Annotated in this window: 14 protein-coding genes and 1 tRNA gene; 7 read left to right on the top strand and 8 right to left on the bottom strand. The window is 72.5% G+C overall.

Annotation, left to right across the window (positions count from 1 at the left end):
* Window positions 1-47: 47 nt before the first annotated feature.
* The 6 genes from ACIRB7_RS15545 to ACIRB7_RS15520 form a co-directional block, all read right to left on the bottom strand.
* A complete protein-coding gene (locus ACIRB7_RS15545) occupies window positions 48-1,391 on the bottom strand; it encodes an STM4012 family radical SAM protein (RefSeq protein WP_403597931.1) in 1,344 nt (447 codons plus the stop codon).
* Window positions 1,388-2,209, bottom strand: a complete 822-nt coding sequence (locus ACIRB7_RS15540) for an STM4013/SEN3800 family hydrolase (RefSeq protein ID WP_403598812.1) — start codon at window positions 2,207-2,209, stop codon at window positions 1,388-1,390. Before ACIRB7_RS15540 ends, ACIRB7_RS15545 begins: the two co-directional genes overlap by 4 nt.
* A 14-nt stretch (window positions 2,210-2,223) precedes the next feature.
* Window positions 2,224-3,462 (bottom strand): STM4014 family protein, encoded by a 1,239-nt coding sequence (locus tag ACIRB7_RS15535; protein WP_403597928.1) that lies wholly within the window; start codon window positions 3,460-3,462, stop codon window positions 2,224-2,226.
* Entirely contained in the window at window positions 3,459-4,415 is a 957-nt protein-coding gene (locus tag ACIRB7_RS15530) for an STM4015 family protein (protein WP_403597925.1), read from the bottom strand. The genes ACIRB7_RS15535 and ACIRB7_RS15530 overlap by 4 nt, the downstream gene beginning before the upstream one ends.
* Before the next feature lie 145 nt (window positions 4,416-4,560).
* The gene (locus tag ACIRB7_RS15525) at window positions 4,561-5,262 is read right to left on the bottom strand and encodes a TetR/AcrR family transcriptional regulator (RefSeq protein ID WP_403597922.1); all 702 of its coding nucleotides are present in this window, start codon (window positions 5,260-5,262) and stop codon (window positions 4,561-4,563) included.
* Window positions 5,263-5,326: 64 nt separating this feature from the next.
* On the bottom strand, window positions 5,327-6,505 hold the full coding sequence (locus ACIRB7_RS15520; RefSeq protein ID WP_403597919.1) for a Glu/Leu/Phe/Val dehydrogenase dimerization domain-containing protein: 1,179 nt from the start codon (window positions 6,503-6,505) through the stop codon (window positions 5,327-5,329).
* Window positions 6,506-6,637: 132 nt separating this feature from the next.
* On the opposite strand from ACIRB7_RS15520, the gene ACIRB7_RS15515 reads away from it, so the two are divergent.
* The 6 genes from ACIRB7_RS15515 (at window position 6,638) to ACIRB7_RS15490 (ending at window position 12,210) form a co-directional block, all read left to right on the top strand.
* Window positions 6,638-7,921, top strand: a complete 1,284-nt coding sequence (locus tag ACIRB7_RS15515; RefSeq protein WP_403597916.1) for an MBL fold metallo-hydrolase — start codon at window positions 6,638-6,640, stop codon at window positions 7,919-7,921.
* A 365-nt stretch (window positions 7,922-8,286) separates the two neighbouring features.
* Window positions 8,287-10,224 (top strand): ATP-binding protein, encoded by a 1,938-nt coding sequence (locus ACIRB7_RS15510; protein ID WP_403597913.1) that lies wholly within the window; start codon window positions 8,287-8,289, stop codon window positions 10,222-10,224.
* 7 nt (window positions 10,225-10,231) lie between these two features.
* A complete protein-coding gene (locus tag ACIRB7_RS15505; protein ID WP_041132185.1) occupies window positions 10,232-10,666 on the top strand; it encodes a roadblock/LC7 domain-containing protein in 435 nt (144 codons plus the stop codon).
* Between the two features lie 2 nt (window positions 10,667-10,668).
* The gene (locus ACIRB7_RS15500) at window positions 10,669-11,040 is read left to right on the top strand and encodes a DUF742 domain-containing protein (RefSeq protein WP_073812833.1); all 372 of its coding nucleotides are present in this window, start codon (window positions 10,669-10,671) and stop codon (window positions 11,038-11,040) included.
* Window positions 11,018-11,641 (top strand): ATP/GTP-binding protein, encoded by a 624-nt coding sequence (locus ACIRB7_RS15495; protein ID WP_351211927.1) that lies wholly within the window; start codon window positions 11,018-11,020, stop codon window positions 11,639-11,641. The genes ACIRB7_RS15500 and ACIRB7_RS15495 overlap by 23 nt, the downstream gene beginning before the upstream one ends.
* Window positions 11,638-12,210 (top strand): GAF domain-containing protein, encoded by a 573-nt coding sequence (locus tag ACIRB7_RS15490; RefSeq protein ID WP_266898923.1) that lies wholly within the window; start codon window positions 11,638-11,640, stop codon window positions 12,208-12,210. Before ACIRB7_RS15495 ends, ACIRB7_RS15490 begins: the two co-directional genes overlap by 4 nt.
* 103 nt (window positions 12,211-12,313) lie before the next feature.
* Here the strand turns inward: ACIRB7_RS15490 and ACIRB7_RS15485 are convergent, their stop codons facing one another.
* Complete coding sequence (locus tag ACIRB7_RS15485) at window positions 12,314-13,522, bottom strand: acyl-CoA dehydrogenase family protein (protein ID WP_403597908.1); 1,209 nt, start codon at window positions 13,520-13,522, stop codon at window positions 12,314-12,316.
* Between the two features lie 578 nt (window positions 13,523-14,100).
* Between ACIRB7_RS15485 and ACIRB7_RS15480 the strand changes: the two genes are divergently transcribed.
* Window positions 14,101-14,174, top strand: a tRNA-Pro gene (locus ACIRB7_RS15480).
* A gap of 93 nt (window positions 14,175-14,267) precedes the next feature.
* On the opposite strand, the gene ACIRB7_RS15475 is transcribed toward ACIRB7_RS15480, so the two are convergent.
* Window positions 14,268-14,642 carry a DUF6193 family natural product biosynthesis protein gene (locus ACIRB7_RS15475; protein WP_403597905.1) on the bottom strand — a complete coding sequence of 125 codons (375 nt, stop codon included), beginning with the start codon at window positions 14,640-14,642 and terminating at the stop codon, window positions 14,268-14,270.
* Between the last annotated feature and the right edge of the window lie 3 nt (window positions 14,643-14,645).

The raw sequence follows: 14,645 nt of genomic DNA, 5'->3' as shown, positions 1-14,645 counted from the left end.
GTGGTCAGCTCCATGCCGGAGTCGATGGTCAGCTCCATGCCGGCCCCCTACTTCGGCTCGTACGCGGCCATCGCGGCCCGCACGGAGGAGGAGAAGAGCTCAGGACCGAGCCCGTCCGAGTACGAGAGTCCCTCCGGCGACAGTCTCAGGAGCCCTTCAGGGGCCTCCGCGTCCAGCCAGCCGAGCGCCTCGAACCGGCCCAGTTCCTCGGCGAAGTCCGCGAACGGCGAGGACCCGAACCGCTCCGCGTACCCCGCGACCGGCATGCCCTCGGCCTGGAGCAGCGACTGGAGCAGATGGCGGCGACGGGCCTCCCCGGCATCGACCCAGCGGCCCACCTCGACGCGGGAGAAGTCCTCGGTCTCCGTGTAGGAATCGATGATCGAGCGGATCTCCCGCATGTCGACCGCGTAGTCGAAGGAGTAGTGGAGCGCCGACGTGTACGACCGGGCCCCGCAGCCCAGGCCGATCATGCCGTCCGTCTGGCAGGCGTAGTCGTCCGGGCCGAGCGGTGCGGCGTCCGTCCGCCGGAACATCCGCATGGACACCTGCTCGTAGCCGTGCGCGAGGAGATGGTCCCGGCCGTGCCGGTACAGACGCAGCCGCTGTTCGTCCCACTCCCGGTCGGCCCGCAGCCGGTCGGCGGGCGAGATCCGGCCGAGGCCGGTGAGGGGGCGCACGTACAGCGGATACAGGTACAGCTCCTCCGGGCGCCAGGCGAGGGCCGCGTCGAGCGAGGAGCGCCAGGACTCCTCGGTCTGGCCGTCGATCCCGTAGATCAGGTCGATGTTGAGCACGGGGACACCGGTGTCCCGGATGCGCCCGAGCGCCGCCTCGACGTCCGCGCGCCGCTGCGGCCGGACGGCTGCCCGCGCCTCGGCCTCCACGAAGCTCTGCACCCCGATGCTGAGCCGCGTCGCGCCCCGGTCGGCGAGGACCGCGAGCCGGTCCGCGGTCGCCGTCGCGGGCGAGGTCTCCACGGAGAGCGGCACCGCCCGCAGATTCACCCCCATCCGCTTCTCGGCGATGTCGCAGAGCCGCTCCAGCTCTCCGGCGGTGAGAAAGGTGGGTGTGCCCCCGCCGAACGCGGCCGTCGCGAACCGCACCGGCGCCGCGTCCCCGAGAGCCTCGCGCACGGCCGTGGCCTGACGGTCGAGGGCGTCGAGGTAGCGGCTGGTCAGCTCGTCGGGTGCGCCGATCCGGGTGAAGAGGTTGCAGAAGCCGCAGCGGACCTCGCAGAACGGTATGTGCGCGTAGAGGGAGAGCGCGTCCTTCGGCTCGTCCCGCCAGAGCGAGGCCAGGGCCGGTGCCGGGTCGGGGAGCGGCCGGTACGCCGTCTTGTGCGGGTAGGCGTAGACGTAGCTGCGGTACGGGCGGATGGCGTCGCTCATGCCAGGGCCTCCCGCTCCGGGCCCGCGAGCACGAACTGTGCGTACGGGACGGTCCACACGACCTCGTGACCGAGGCGGTGCCCGGTGTGGCCGTCCTCCCCGTACGCGGTGCCGTGGTCGGAGCAGACGATCGCGAAGCAGGGACGCCGGCTGCTCATCGCGGCGAAGAGCCGTCCGATGTGCCGGTCGACGTACTCCAGGGCCGCCGCGTGGGTGGCCCGGGAGTCCCCCGCCTCACGGGTCGCCCCCGGCAGATGGAACCAGTTGGGCTGGTGCAGCGCGGACACGTTCACGAAGAGGAAGAGCCGGCGCCCGTGGGGGAGCCCGGCGACGACCTCCTCGGCGCGCGCGACCTGGGACTCGAAGGAGGTCGGGGAGGCGACGCCGAAGGCGGGCTCCCAGTGGCTCTCCTGGAACAGGCCGGGGAGCACGGCGCCGAGGGGCGGCTGCTTGTTGAAGAAGCCGACACCGCCGACGCAGACCGTCCGGTAGCCCTCGCCGGCGAGCGCGGACACCAGGTCGGGGGTGTCGTGGACATAGGTGCCGCCGGCGGTCGACTCGCTGCCCGCGAACCGGGCGGCGAACAGGCGCGGGTGGGGCCCCGGGGCGGCCGGGGTCGGCAGGAAGCCCGCGAAGATCGCCTGGTGGGAGGCGTAGGTGAAGCTGCCGGGGGCGTGCCGCCGCTCCCAGACGCCGCCGGGCAGATGGCGGGCCAGGTTCGGGATACGGCCCGCGGCCGCGAGCTCCACCGCCACGTCGTACCGCAGGGTGTCGAGGGTGACCAGGAGCAGGTCGTGGCTGCCGACGATCGCGTTCATGTCGGGCTGCTGGTTCACGTGGTGCTCGTTCCTGTGGCGCGGGGGGTGGGGCGGGGCTGTGGGGTCCGCGTGGTCTGTGGGGTCCGCGCGGGCTTCTGGGCCAGCGGGGCCAGCTGGGGCTGGGGGGTCTGGAGGCGCTGCTGGGTCGTTCGGGTCTGCGGGAACTGCGCGGCGACCTGCGCCGCGTACGTGTCGAGCCCCTCGGCGCCGCTGCCGGGCAGGCCCGTCAGGCCCGGCAGGAGATCACCGAAGGCGTTGACCTCGGCGACGGCGAAGCGCCGCCAGCCCGTCGCCGGCAGCAGATCGACGCCCACGCACCGGGTGCCGGGAAACACGGCGGCGGCCCGCTCGCACACGTCGAGCGCGTCCGACCACCGCCCGCCGGCCGCGTCGATCGCGGCGCGGGCCGCGTCCAGGTCGCCCCGGGTGCCGCCCAGATGCAGATTGGTCATGGGGGAGCGGCTGGTGCGGAGCACGGCGTGGGTGGCCCGCCCGTCGATCACCACCACCCGAAAATCCGCCGCCCGGCCGTCCTGGGAGGCCTTGGGCAGCCAGCGCTCGACGTGCAGACCGTCGGGGGCGAGGGCGTCCACGAGGGCGGCGACCTCGCGCTCGGTCGTGTAGCGCCGTACCCGCAGGGAGTTGTGGAGCTGTCCGCCCGGCCCGCGCTCCACCGAGGTGGTGGCGTGGACCCGGCCCGCGCCGTCGGTCTCCACCGCGAGCACCCCCGACGCGGAGGAACCGTGCGCGGGCTTCACGAAGAAGCGGCGCAGCCCCGCCTCGGCGGTCAGCGACCCGAGGTGCTCCCAGTCGCGCACCACCGGGGCGGACGGCCCGGAGGTCGGGGAGTCGGGCACCGGCACCCCGGCCGCGCGCAGCAGGCCGTGGCTCAGCCGCTTGTCGAACAGGCCCGCGAGGTCGGCGGGATCGTCGACGAGGGTGGCGCCCGCCTCGGTGACGGACCGGGCGAGACCCGCCACGGCCTCGACGAACCGCTCGTACCAGCGGCCGGAGCCCTCGACCCGGGACGGATCGTCGACGCCCCGCAGCAGCCGGTCGGCCTCCGGGTCCTCGCCGGGCGAGTCCAGGCGTACGGTCTCGCCCGCCGCGAACCGCGCGCGACCGCGCAGTACCTCGGGCCAGGACACCCCCCGCGCCTCGGGCAGCCCGGCGGTCCGCAGCGCGTCCTGGAAGAACGCGACGCGGCGGCCCGCCGGATCGCCGACGACCACGAGCCGCGGGGCGGCGGTCATTCGGCGACCGCGACGTACCGGTAGACCTTGCCGTTGTACTCATCGGGTTCCTGCGCGTCGTCGAGGACGACGGTCACACCGTGCGGGACGAGCGCGGCGAGCACCCGCTCCCGCATGGCGTCCGACAGGAAGTGGTGGGAGAGGTCGAGGTGGGCGAGGTGGGTCAGCGGCCGGCCGTCGAGCAGGGCCGCCGCGCCCTCGTCGGTGAGCACGCCCATGGAGAGGTCGAGCCGTTCGATCCGGGCGACGACGGGGGCGCTCGCCACGGCGGCGGCGACGGCGTCCTGGACCACGCTGTTGCACAGGCCGAGGCTGCGCAGGGCGGGGAACGCCGTTCCGGAGAGCAGCGGCGCCAGGTCCTCGGGGGTGCTGTCGCCGCCGTACGTGTCGGTGCCGAGCCAGAGTTCCAGGTTCTCCAGGGCGGGCAGGTCACTGCCGGCGATCCCGCGCACGACCTCGGCACCCAGGCCGCCCGACTCCACGACGAGGGTCTCGAGCCCCGTGTGCCGGACGGAGGGGAAGACCAGTCCCGTGCCACCGCGTACCACGAACTCCCGCAGCGCCGGGTAGGCGGCGAGCAGCGGCGTCACGTCGGACTGGATGATCCAGGAGATCTCGCAGTCCTCGGAGGTCATGTCCCCGAGGAAGACCGCCTCCAGGGCGGTGAGCCGGTCGTTGGCCCCGATGAGCGCCGCCACGATGGCGGCCGACGAGGTCTCGTACGCCTCGTCCCAGCCGCCGACGACCAGCGCGCGCACGCGCCCCGTGTCGACCGTCTTCAGGAACCGCTCGAAGAGCGGCCCCCACTGCTCGTCCTCGGGCTCGCAGTAGGTCGGCGAGGAGATCCGCCAGGCGACGGCCGCCGCGTCGGGCAGCTCGACCCGCGCGTCCTCGGCCGGGAAGTCGAACACGGGCAGGTCGTGGAATTCCCGCGTGTGGTGGTCAACGGTCATGACTGCGCTCCCGGACGGCGAACTGGCGTGGATCGGCTGATGCCAAGAGTTCTACCAAGCGGCACCGACAACGCCCCCCGCCGGGTCGGTCCCTGGTGGTGTGAGGGGAGCCGGGAGCGGGCAAGGTGACCGGGTATCAGGCCGGTCAGCCCTCTCCCGACCGGTCGCCGTCGCCCGGTTCGCCGCCCTGGTCCGTGCCGCCGCCCGGGTCCCCGCCTGAGTCCCTGTCGTCCCCGCCCGCGTCCCCGTCCTCCTCCGGCAGGTTCAGTTCCCGGGCGAGGGCGGCGTCCGCCCAGCGCAGCATCGCGGGGCGGGAGAGGGAGCCGGCGTAGGCCGTCGTCTGGACGGCGAGGCCGTCGAGGAAGGCGGTGAGCCGCCAGGCCGCCGCGGCCGGGTCCGGGCAGCGGAACTCCCCGGCGGCGGCCCCCTCCGCGATCACCCGGGTCAGCGCGGCCTTCCACTCCTGGTCGAGGGAGGCGGCGACCCGGCGCAGCTCCGGGTCGCGCAGGGAGGCCGCCCAGCCCTCGATCCACAGCCGCCAGCCCTTGGCCTGACCGGTCGGCGCGTACCAGCGCACCGCCGCCCGCAGCCGTCGCACCGCCGTGGAGCGGCGCCCGAGGAGCCTGCGCAGATGGGCGAGGTCGGCCTCGGCGGCGTGCGCGAAGGCCGCGGCGACCAGCTGTTCCTTGGACGAGAAGTGGTAGAGCACCAGCGCGTTGCTCACTCCGAGCGCGGAGGCCACGTCGGAGATCCGGACGGCCGCGACACCGCGCGCCTCGATCTGCTCGACGGCGGCCCGCAGCAGCTCCTCCCGCCGCTCGGCCACGCTCAACCGCACTCTCGCCACGCCGTGCAGCCTACACAGCACATGACGCGGGCATGATCGTCCGCGGTCGTGATCCGTGACGGCGTCAGTACCAGCCGTAACGTTCGGCGATCAGCGGCAGCCGCTCCTCCGCCAGCGCGTGCGCGGCGGCGCGCGGGCTCGTGCCGTCCGCCTCCGCCCGGTCGAGCATCCCGCCGACGAGTACCCGCATGGCCCGCCGTACCCGGTCGAAGGCCTGGCCGGCGTCGGCCTCGATGTCGCCGAACAGCGTCCACCACCACCAGGCGTTGGTGCAGGAGTTCACGACCACGTCGGGCAGCACGGTCACCCCGCGTGCGGAGAGCGCCTCCTCGGCCTCCGGCAGGACCGGCATGTTGGCGGCCTCCGCGATCCAGCGGGCCGTGATCCGCCCCTGGTTCCCGGCGTCGACGGCGTACGAGACGGCCGCCGGGACCAGGACCTCCGCCTCGGCCGCGAGCCAGGCGTCCCCGGGCTCCTCCCGGTCGCCGGGCCGGAGGGCGGAGCGGTCGACGGTCCCATGGGCGTCGCGGGCCGCGAGCAGCGCCTCGACGTCGAGGCCGTCGGCGTTCACGATCGTGCCCCGGACGTCGGCCACGGCCACCACCCGCAGCCCGGCCCGCGCGAGGAACCGGGCGGTGGCCGCGCCCATGGTGCCGAAGCCCTGCATCGACACCCGGGTCCCGGTGTACTCGCGGCCGGCCCGGTCGAGGGCGACGAGCACGGACTCCGCGACGCCGAGGCCGCCGACCAGCTCGTCGAGGCCGACGCCGTCGATCTCGATCGCGAAGGCGTCGGTGAGCCGCTTCCTGGCCGCAGCCTCGTCGTCCAGGAGCGGGTACACGGCCTGCACCGAGGAGACGAGACCGGCCTCGGACACCGCCCGGTCCACCAGGTCCTGGGTCAGCCCCAGATCCTCGCCGGTGGTCCAGAACCGCTCCACGTACGGCCGCATCGCCCGCAGGTAGCGCACCAGGACGCCGTACGCCTCGGGGGAGCGGGGGTCGCAGTCGATGCCGCCCTTGGCGCCGCCCAGCGGCACGTACCGGGCGCTCGGGTCGTAGTGCAGGGCCTCCTTCATGGTCATGCCCCGCGCGAGCCCTGCGACCTCCTCGGCCGTGCACCCCTCCCGCATCCGGAGGCCGCCGCTGGCCACTCCGCGCACCAGCCGGTCGACCACCAGATGGCCCTGTCGGCCGGTCACGTGGTCGGTCCAGCCGACGGAAAGCAGGGGGGCGGAACTCATCGCGCGTCTCCTCGGGAAGGGGCCATGGGCCGGAAGGTCGTACTGAACCGTCGTTCAGTATGGTGGGCCGCCCCGACCGTTCGGGGCGCGGGCCGCCCATAATGGAACGACCCCCATGGATCAGGAGGTCCTGTGACCGGTACCGGCTCCGACCGTTCGCCGCGGGCCCGGCTGCGCGCGCTGCGCCCCGAGTCCTTCGGCGCGGATCCCACGGGCGAGCGCCTCGCCCGCATCCGCCGCTCGCCGAATTTCGCGGACGGGATCTTCCAGAACCCCGAACCGGCCCGACGCGGCCCCTCAGGCTCCGGCGTCGAGATCGCCAAGATCTACTTCGACAAGGACGGACGGTCGCGCCGCGCCCCCACCGGCACGATCCCCGTCCACCCCACCACCCTCGCCGACCTGGCCAGGCCCCCGGTCACGGGTCTGCGCCTGACCTGGATGGGGCACTCCGGCGTCCTCGCGGAGATCGACGGCCACCGGGTCCTCTTCGATCCCGTCTGGGGCGAGCGCTGCTCCCCCTTCCCCTGCGCCGGACCCAAGCGCCTCCATCCGGTACCCGCGCCGCTCGCCGCGCTCGGCCCGGTCGACGTCGTCGTGATCTCGCACGACCACTACGACCACCTCGACCTGCCCACGATCAAGGCGCTCGCCACCACCGACACCCTCTTCGCGGTGCCCCTCGGCGTCGGCGCGCACCTGGAGCGCTGGGGCGTGCCCGCCTCCCGCCTGCGCGAACTGGACTGGAACGAGTCCACCGAGGTCGGCGAGCTGCGGCTCACGGCCACCCCGGCCCGGCACTTCTGCGGCCGCGGGCTGCGCAACCGGCAGATGACGCTCTGGGCCTCCTGGGTGGTGACCGGACCCGCCCACCGGATCTTCCACAGCGGCGACACCGGCTACTTCTCCGGCTTCAAGGACATCGGCGCGACCCATGGCCCCTTCGACGCCACCATGATCCAGATCGGTGCCTACTCGGAGTTCTGGGCCGACATCCACATGACCCCGGCGGAGGGCATGCGGGCCCACCTGGACCTCCAGGGCGGCGGGCCGGCCGGTGTGATGCTGCCGATCCACTGGGGCACCTTCAACCTCGCCCCGCATCCGTGGGCCGAGCCGGGCGAGGGCACCGTGGAGGCCGCCGCCGGCGCTTCCCAGCGGGTCGCCCTGCCCGTCCCCGGCGAACCGTTCGAGCCGGGTTCCGAGCGGCTGCCCGAGACCCCCTGGTGGCGTCCGGTCGCCCGGATCCCGGCCGCCGGCTGGGGAGTCCCGGCTCTCACCGACGGTCACATGCCGCTGACGGGCGCGGCCGACGTGACCGTGGACCTGAACACCGGCGCGGACGCCGGACGGGCGTCCGGCGAGCCCGGCGCGGACGGCGGCCTGGGCACGCCGGAGGCGGCACGGACCCCCTGACATCGCGAGCGGACCCTGACGGTCCGTACCCCTCCGGGGGATTCCGGTAGGGGTCGATTTCCGCAGAGGGCGGAGGCGTGGGAGCGCCTCCGCCCTCTTCCGTTCCCGGCCCCCGACCGCGATTCCCCGCCATGCCATCGACTTTCGGCCGAACGTTCTCGGCCTGACGTGCGACGGGCGATACCAGACCGGGCCCCTCTGCGGGTAAGTTTGCCAACTGCGCACCGCACATGAATGGTTGACGACTACAGTGTGTGGTTGGTGATCATCGATAGGCTCATCGCACCCTTGTCGTCCACCCCCTGAACCACCCCCGCAGCACACCCCGCAGTACGCCGATTCCTGGGCACGTACCAAGGACACTCATGTCTCAACTTCGCGCACCCGCCTCGCGGTCAGATCGACGCGAGGGCGGGCGGCACGGCCGGTCAGGCGCCCGCTCCGCCCCCGGTACCCACAACAGCCCCCCGGCACCGTCGTCCGCGCAGCACACGACGGAAGCCCGCATACGCCCCCAACTCCTGCGCACCTCCGTGCTCCCCGCCGTCGCGGTGGCACTGGGCGGGGCCGCGGCCGTCCTCTTCACCATCCGCTCCACCGGCGCCGCCCCCACGCCCGGCCTCTGGGCCGCGCTCACCGGCGCCGCCGCCCTCACCGTCGCCTCCGTGACGGCCGCCGCGCTCGGCGCGGACAGGGTCGCCAAGTCGGTGCTCGACCGCTGCAACGCACTGCGCCGCTCCAGCGCCCGTGGGCAGAGCGAACTGCGGACCGTCGTCGAACAGTTGCGCAGGGGGGAGGGGCCCCCGCCCCGCCCCGCGCCGCCCGCCGGCACCCCGACCGGCGATGAGTTCGACCTGCTCTCCCACGAGCTGACGCGCTCTCACGAAGCCGCGGTCGCGGCCGTCGTGCAGGCGTCACGACTCTCCAGCAGCGTCGGGAACGAACAGAAGGTCGAGGTCTTCGTCAACCTCGCCCGGCGCCTGCAGTCCCTCGTCCACCGCGAGATCCAGCTCCTCGACGAGCTGGAGAACGAGGTCGAGGACCCGGAGCTGCTCAAGGGCCTGTTCCACGTCGACCACCTGGCCACCCGCATCCGCCGGCACGCGGAGAACCTCGCCGTGCTCGGTGGCGCCATCTCCCGGCGCCAGTGGTCGAACCCGGTCACCATGACCGAGGTGCTGCGCTCCTCCATCGCCGAGGTCGAGCAGTACCCGCGCGTGAAGCTCGTGCCGCCGATCGACGGTACGCTCCGGGGCCATGCCGTGGCCGACGTCATCCACCTCCTCGCCGAACTCGTCGAGAACGCGACGCTGTTCTCCGCGCCGCACACCACGGTGCTGCTCCGCGCGCAGTACGTCACGGCCGGCCTCGCCATCGAGGTCGAGGACCGAGGCCTCGGTATGCCCGTCACCGAGCAGAACAAGATGAACGCCCTGCTCGCCGATCCCGACCAGGTCAACGTCGCGCATCTGCTCCAGGACGGCCGGATCGGCCTCTTCGTCGTCTCGGCGCTCGCCCGCCGGCACGGCATCGCCGTACGCCTCCAGTCCAACATCTACGGCGGAGTCCAGGCCGTCCTCGTGCTGCCGCAGGGCCTCCTCGGCGCCGACCCCGAGGGACTCGCCCAGCACGAGCGCCAGGCCGCGGCGGCCGCGGGTTCCGCCGCGGTCCCGCCGCACCAGGTGCAGCTGCAGTCCCAGCAGGCTCCGCAGTCGCCGTCGCACCAGCCGGCCACGAGCGCGCCCGAGGTCACCGCCCCCACGGCGGCCCCGGCACCCCTCCCGGCCCCTCTCGCGGCTCCGATGACGGCCCCGATGACGGCCCCGGCACCGGCCCACCCCCAGGCCCCCGTGCCCGCGGCCATGAGTGCGGCCGCCACCGCACCCGTACCGCAGCCGGCCCCCTCCCCGGAGCGGGCCACCGCCCGCCACGCGGAGAGCCCCGCCACCGACCCGCTCACCTACCCCCGCACGAGCGAGCGGTCGAATGGGTACGCGGACTCCGACCGCACCCCCGTGATACCGGCCCAGTCGGCCGGCGCCGCACCTTCGGGCCCGCCGGCCTCCCTCCTGTCGCCGCTCCCCCCGGCGCCCGAGGCCAACGGCCGGCCCCTGCTCCCCAAGCGGCGAGCCCAGGAGCATCTCGTCCCGCAGCTGCGCGACGAGCCCGCGGCCCGCAAGCCCGAGGAGCACGCCCTGCACGACCCCGGCTTGATGGCCGCGTTCCAGCGCGGTATCGGTCTCGCCGAATCCCAGCCCGCCCCCCATGAACCGCTGCGTCCCGGCGACGCGCACAAGGAGTAGATGCACCATGGCGAGCAATGTGCCGACCGGCCATTCCTCGGACCTCGACTGGCTGCTGAGCGGACTGGTCCAGCGGGTCCCGTACACCCGCAACGCGGTTCTGCTCTCCTCCGACGGCCTCGTCAAATCCGTCCACGGTCTCGACCCCGACGCCGCCGACCACATGGCGGCCCTCGCCTCCGGGCTCTACTCGCTCGGCCGCAGCGCGGGCGCCCGGTTCGGCGACGGCGGTGAGGTCCGGCAGGTGGTCGTGGAGCTCGACTCCACCCTCCTGTTCGTCTCCACCGCCGGATCCGGCACCTGCCTGGCGGTCCTCGCCGGGCGCGAGGCGGACGCAGCGGTCCTCGGGTACGAGATGGCGATGCTCGTCAAGAGCGTCCGGCCGTACCTGGTCACCCCCGCCCGGCAGGCAGCCGGAGCGGTGGGTGGCCTCGGGCAGTGAACGTGACGTCCCCTCAGGAAGGCCCCTGGCTCGACGACGCGGCCGGCCGGCTGATCCGCCCGTACACCGTCAGCGGTGGTCGGACCAAGCCGACCACCGCCCTGGACCTGCTGTCGATGGTGATGGCGACCGGATCGTCACCCCAGGCGCACATGGGACCCGAGCACAGCCTGGCCCTCGGGCTGTGCGACGGGCCCACCTCGGTGGCCGAGATCGCGGCGCACTTACGGCTCCCGGCCGTGGTGACCAAGGTCCTGCTCTCCGACCTCGTGGACTGCGGGGCGCTCACCGCCCGCGCCCCCCGGTTCCACGCCAACCCAACCGACCGTTCCTTGCTGGAGGCAGTGCTCGATGGCCTACGACAACGGCTCTGAGCGCCACGACAGTTTCGCCGCCGACCCCTTCCCCACCGCGCTCAAGATCCTGGTGGCGGGAGGATTCGGGGTGGGCAAGACGACCCTCGTGGGCGCGGTCAGCGAGATCGAACCGCTGAGCACCGAGGAACTGCTGACCTCGGTCAGCGCGGCCACCGACAGCCTGGAGGGCGTGGAGTCCAAGACCACGACCACCGTCGCCATGGACTTCGGCCGCATCACGCTCGACGACCGCAATGTGCTCTACCTCTTCGGAACCCCTGGCCAGGAACGTTTCTGGTTCATGTGGGACGAACTCTCCGAGGGCGCGCTCGGGGCGGTCGTCCTCGCCGACACGCGCAGGCTCCAGGAGTGCTTCTCCGCCGTGGACTTCTTCGAGCGGCGGGGCATCCGGTTCGTCGTGGCGGTCAACGAGTTCGACGGCTCCTACCGCTACGAACCGGACGAGGTACGGGCCGCGCTCGACCTCAAGCCGGAGGTGCCGGTCGTCCTCTGCGACGCCCGGATCTCCAGCTCCGGCATCCGCACCCTGCTGACCCTCGTCCAGCATCTCCTCACCACCATCCCGGCCACCGTGCCGAGCTATGGAGCCACACCATGACGTACGACCCGACCGGTCACCTCCTGCTGACCCCCGTCGACAAGGACGCGCCCGCCCGTGTGCAGCGGCTGCGTGAACTCGGTCTCGGGGAGCGGCCGGAGCCGGCATTCGACGAGTTCGCCCACCGCCTCGCCGACGTGACCGGGGCGCCGTTCTCGATGGTCAACTTCATCGACGAGAACCGGCAGTTCTTCGCGGGCCTGCACACCCCCGAGGGCACCCACTCGGGCAGCGACCTGGGCGCGGCCGCGGCGGGCGCCGGCGGCGTCGGCCGGTTCATGGCCCGCGACCACGGCTACTGCCCGCACGTCGTCGTGCGGCGCAAGGCACTCGTCCTCGAAGACGTCTGCGACTACCCGCGCTTCGCGGGGAACCCGGTCGTGGACGAGATCGGCATCCGCTCCTACATGGGTGCCCCGCTGATCGACCGCACCGGAGTGGCCCTCGGCACCATCTGCGTCGTCGACACCGACGTCCGGCCGTGGGGGCGCGCCGGCCTCGAGACGATCAAGGCGATGGCCGCCGAGCTGATGGAGCAGATCAACCGGCGTGAGGACGGCATGTTCTGACCCGCTCCACCCGAGATGCAGGGAGCCCCGGCACGGCCGCCGCCGTACCGGGGCTCCCTGCATTCCATGGGTGTCAGGCCCGGGTGCCGGACGTGCACGGGTGTCAGGCGTGCACCGGCTCCGGTTCCGGCGTGCGGACCAGCTCGGAGAGCCGCTCCGACCAACTGCCCTTGTCCTGGCCGAGGGCTACCTCGGCCAGGCGCAGCAGCTGGATGTCCGAGGTGCCGGCCGGGGCGAAGATGTGGTGCGCGTCCCGGAGGTACCGCTCGATGGCCCGGTCCGTGAAGAGCCCGGCGGCGGCGTGGATCTCCATCGCGTTACGGCCGGAGTCGATCGCCGACTCGACGTTGACGAGCTTGGCGTTCATCAGCTCGGCGTCGCAGGAAAGACCCTGGTCGAGCATGTGCACGGCGTGGTACGCGGCGAGCCGGGCGGTCATCAGCCGGGACTGGATCTGGCCCAGCTTCAGCTTGACCGTGGGGAGGTCGTGGAGCGGCTTGCCGTACCGGATGCGCTCGGAGGCGAACCGGGTGGTCTCCTCCAGGATCGCCTGGTGGATGCCGAGCGAGACCGCGGTCAGGTTGGCCCGGCCGTACAGCACGCTGGAGGAGTACGCGACGGAGAGGCCGTCGCCCTCGTCGCCCAGGCGATTGGAGGCCGGCACCCGGCAGTTCTCGAAGATCAGCTCGCCGAAGCTGAAACCATGGAGTCCCATGGCCTGCTGCTGGGGACCGGTCCTGAATCCCGGGCGATCGGATTCGACCAGGAAGGCCGTAAGTCCCTTTGAACCAGGACCGGTCCTGACCACGACCCCGTGCAGATCGCCGACGTGGCTGTTGCCGACGAAGACCTTGCTGCCGTTGAGGATGTAGTCGTCACCGTCACGCACGGCGCTGGCGCTCATACCGAGGACATGTCCGCCGGACTCGGGCTCGGTGACCGCGATGGTGGGCAGGCACTCGCCGGCGGCGATCGCCGGGAGCCAGGTCTTCCGCTGCTCGTCGCTGCCGAAGTGGACGATCTTGGCGGTGCCCAGCTGGGAGGCCTGGACCATGGCGCCCATGGCGCCGCTGACCCGGGACAGCTCCTCGATGATGATGGTCTTGGCCAGATGGCCGGCGCCCATGCCGCCGTACTCCTGGCCGATAGTCGCGCCCAGCCAGCCCTGCTCGGCGATCAGCCGTGACAGTTCGTGGTGGACCGTGCGGGATGCCTCCATCTCGGCTATCCGTGGCCGAACCTCACGCTCTGCGAAGTCACGGACCGTCTCCCTGAGCTGATGATGCAGTCGACTGCTGAAGTAGCCGTCCATACGAGTCCCTCCCCTGCGAAACGCCTGATCGGTTGTCCGAACAGGTGGTGCATCGGCAGTGGTCCCGTCCCGAACAGGCCGACCACTTCATGGTGTTGATCTTTCCGGGACGGATCAATATCGCCACGAGATTTGTCCGAAACCCGAGCGGTTGACGATTGATTCTGACTGTGTTTCGCGTGGTCTTGGCCAGCTCGGCCCGATCCGCAGTCCATTCCCTGTGGGCATCTTTCTGCCACATGCCAACGGCAACGAACCGGCGGTCATATGGCCATGAGAGCGGCCGGGTCACCACATGAGCACCTTCGTCCCCAAGGAACCCTCGATTCCGGAATCTCTACGCCCTCTTCCTGCCCAGGTGGAACGCCCTCACGACCTCCCGCACGCCCTCTCGGACCGCCCGAGGCGGGCGCGCGGGCGCACCCCCCGGCGTGAAGGCGCGTCACGGAGAGTGAACGCCCAGTACCCGGCGCTCGCCCCTCCCCGGGCGCCGGGGAAAGGGTTCGTGACCACCAGAGAAAGTGCGGTATTGTTCTCATGCGCGCTCAGCCAGGGGAAACCCCAGGTCAGGCGGGTAGCGGGACGTGGCGCAGCTTGGTAGCGCACTTGACTGGGGGTCAAGGGGTCGCAGGTTCAAATCCTGTCGTCCCGACTCGAAAGAGTCGTAGATCGAGGGGCCGTTTCAGAGTGATCTGAAACGGCCCCTCGATCGTTTTCGGGGGCCGGGCGCACCTCGCCCCCGCGGTCAGACTCGGCCCGCGCCTCCGAGCGCGGCCGGCCCGCACTCCTCCGGAAGGTTGCCGACGACCAGGGCGAACGCCTCGTCCAGCGTCTCCGCTCTGCCGAGGGTCCCCACGCCCTTGGGGCCGGCCACCCGGTACCGTCCGTCGGCGCCCCGCGGATGGACCTGCCCGCCGACGTGGGCGGCCGGCATTCCGGTGCAGCCGCTGAAGTACATGACTCCATGACTGACCAGAGGGAAGAGCTGCCGCAGCCGCGGCAGCGCGTGAGCCGCGCGGACGGTCTCCGTGTCGATCAGGTCGTGACCTGCGCCGAGGAGAAAGCGCCACTCCCCGGCCACGATCTCCGCGGCACTCCGCGTGTCGGCGTCGTCCGTCATCTC

It is taken from the genome of Streptomyces sp. NPDC093795 (assembly GCF_044764665.1).
In the GTDB taxonomy this organism is placed as follows: Bacteria; Actinomycetota; Actinomycetes; order Streptomycetales; family Streptomycetaceae; genus Streptomyces.
This window is presented reverse-complemented; position numbering and strand designations above follow the sequence as displayed.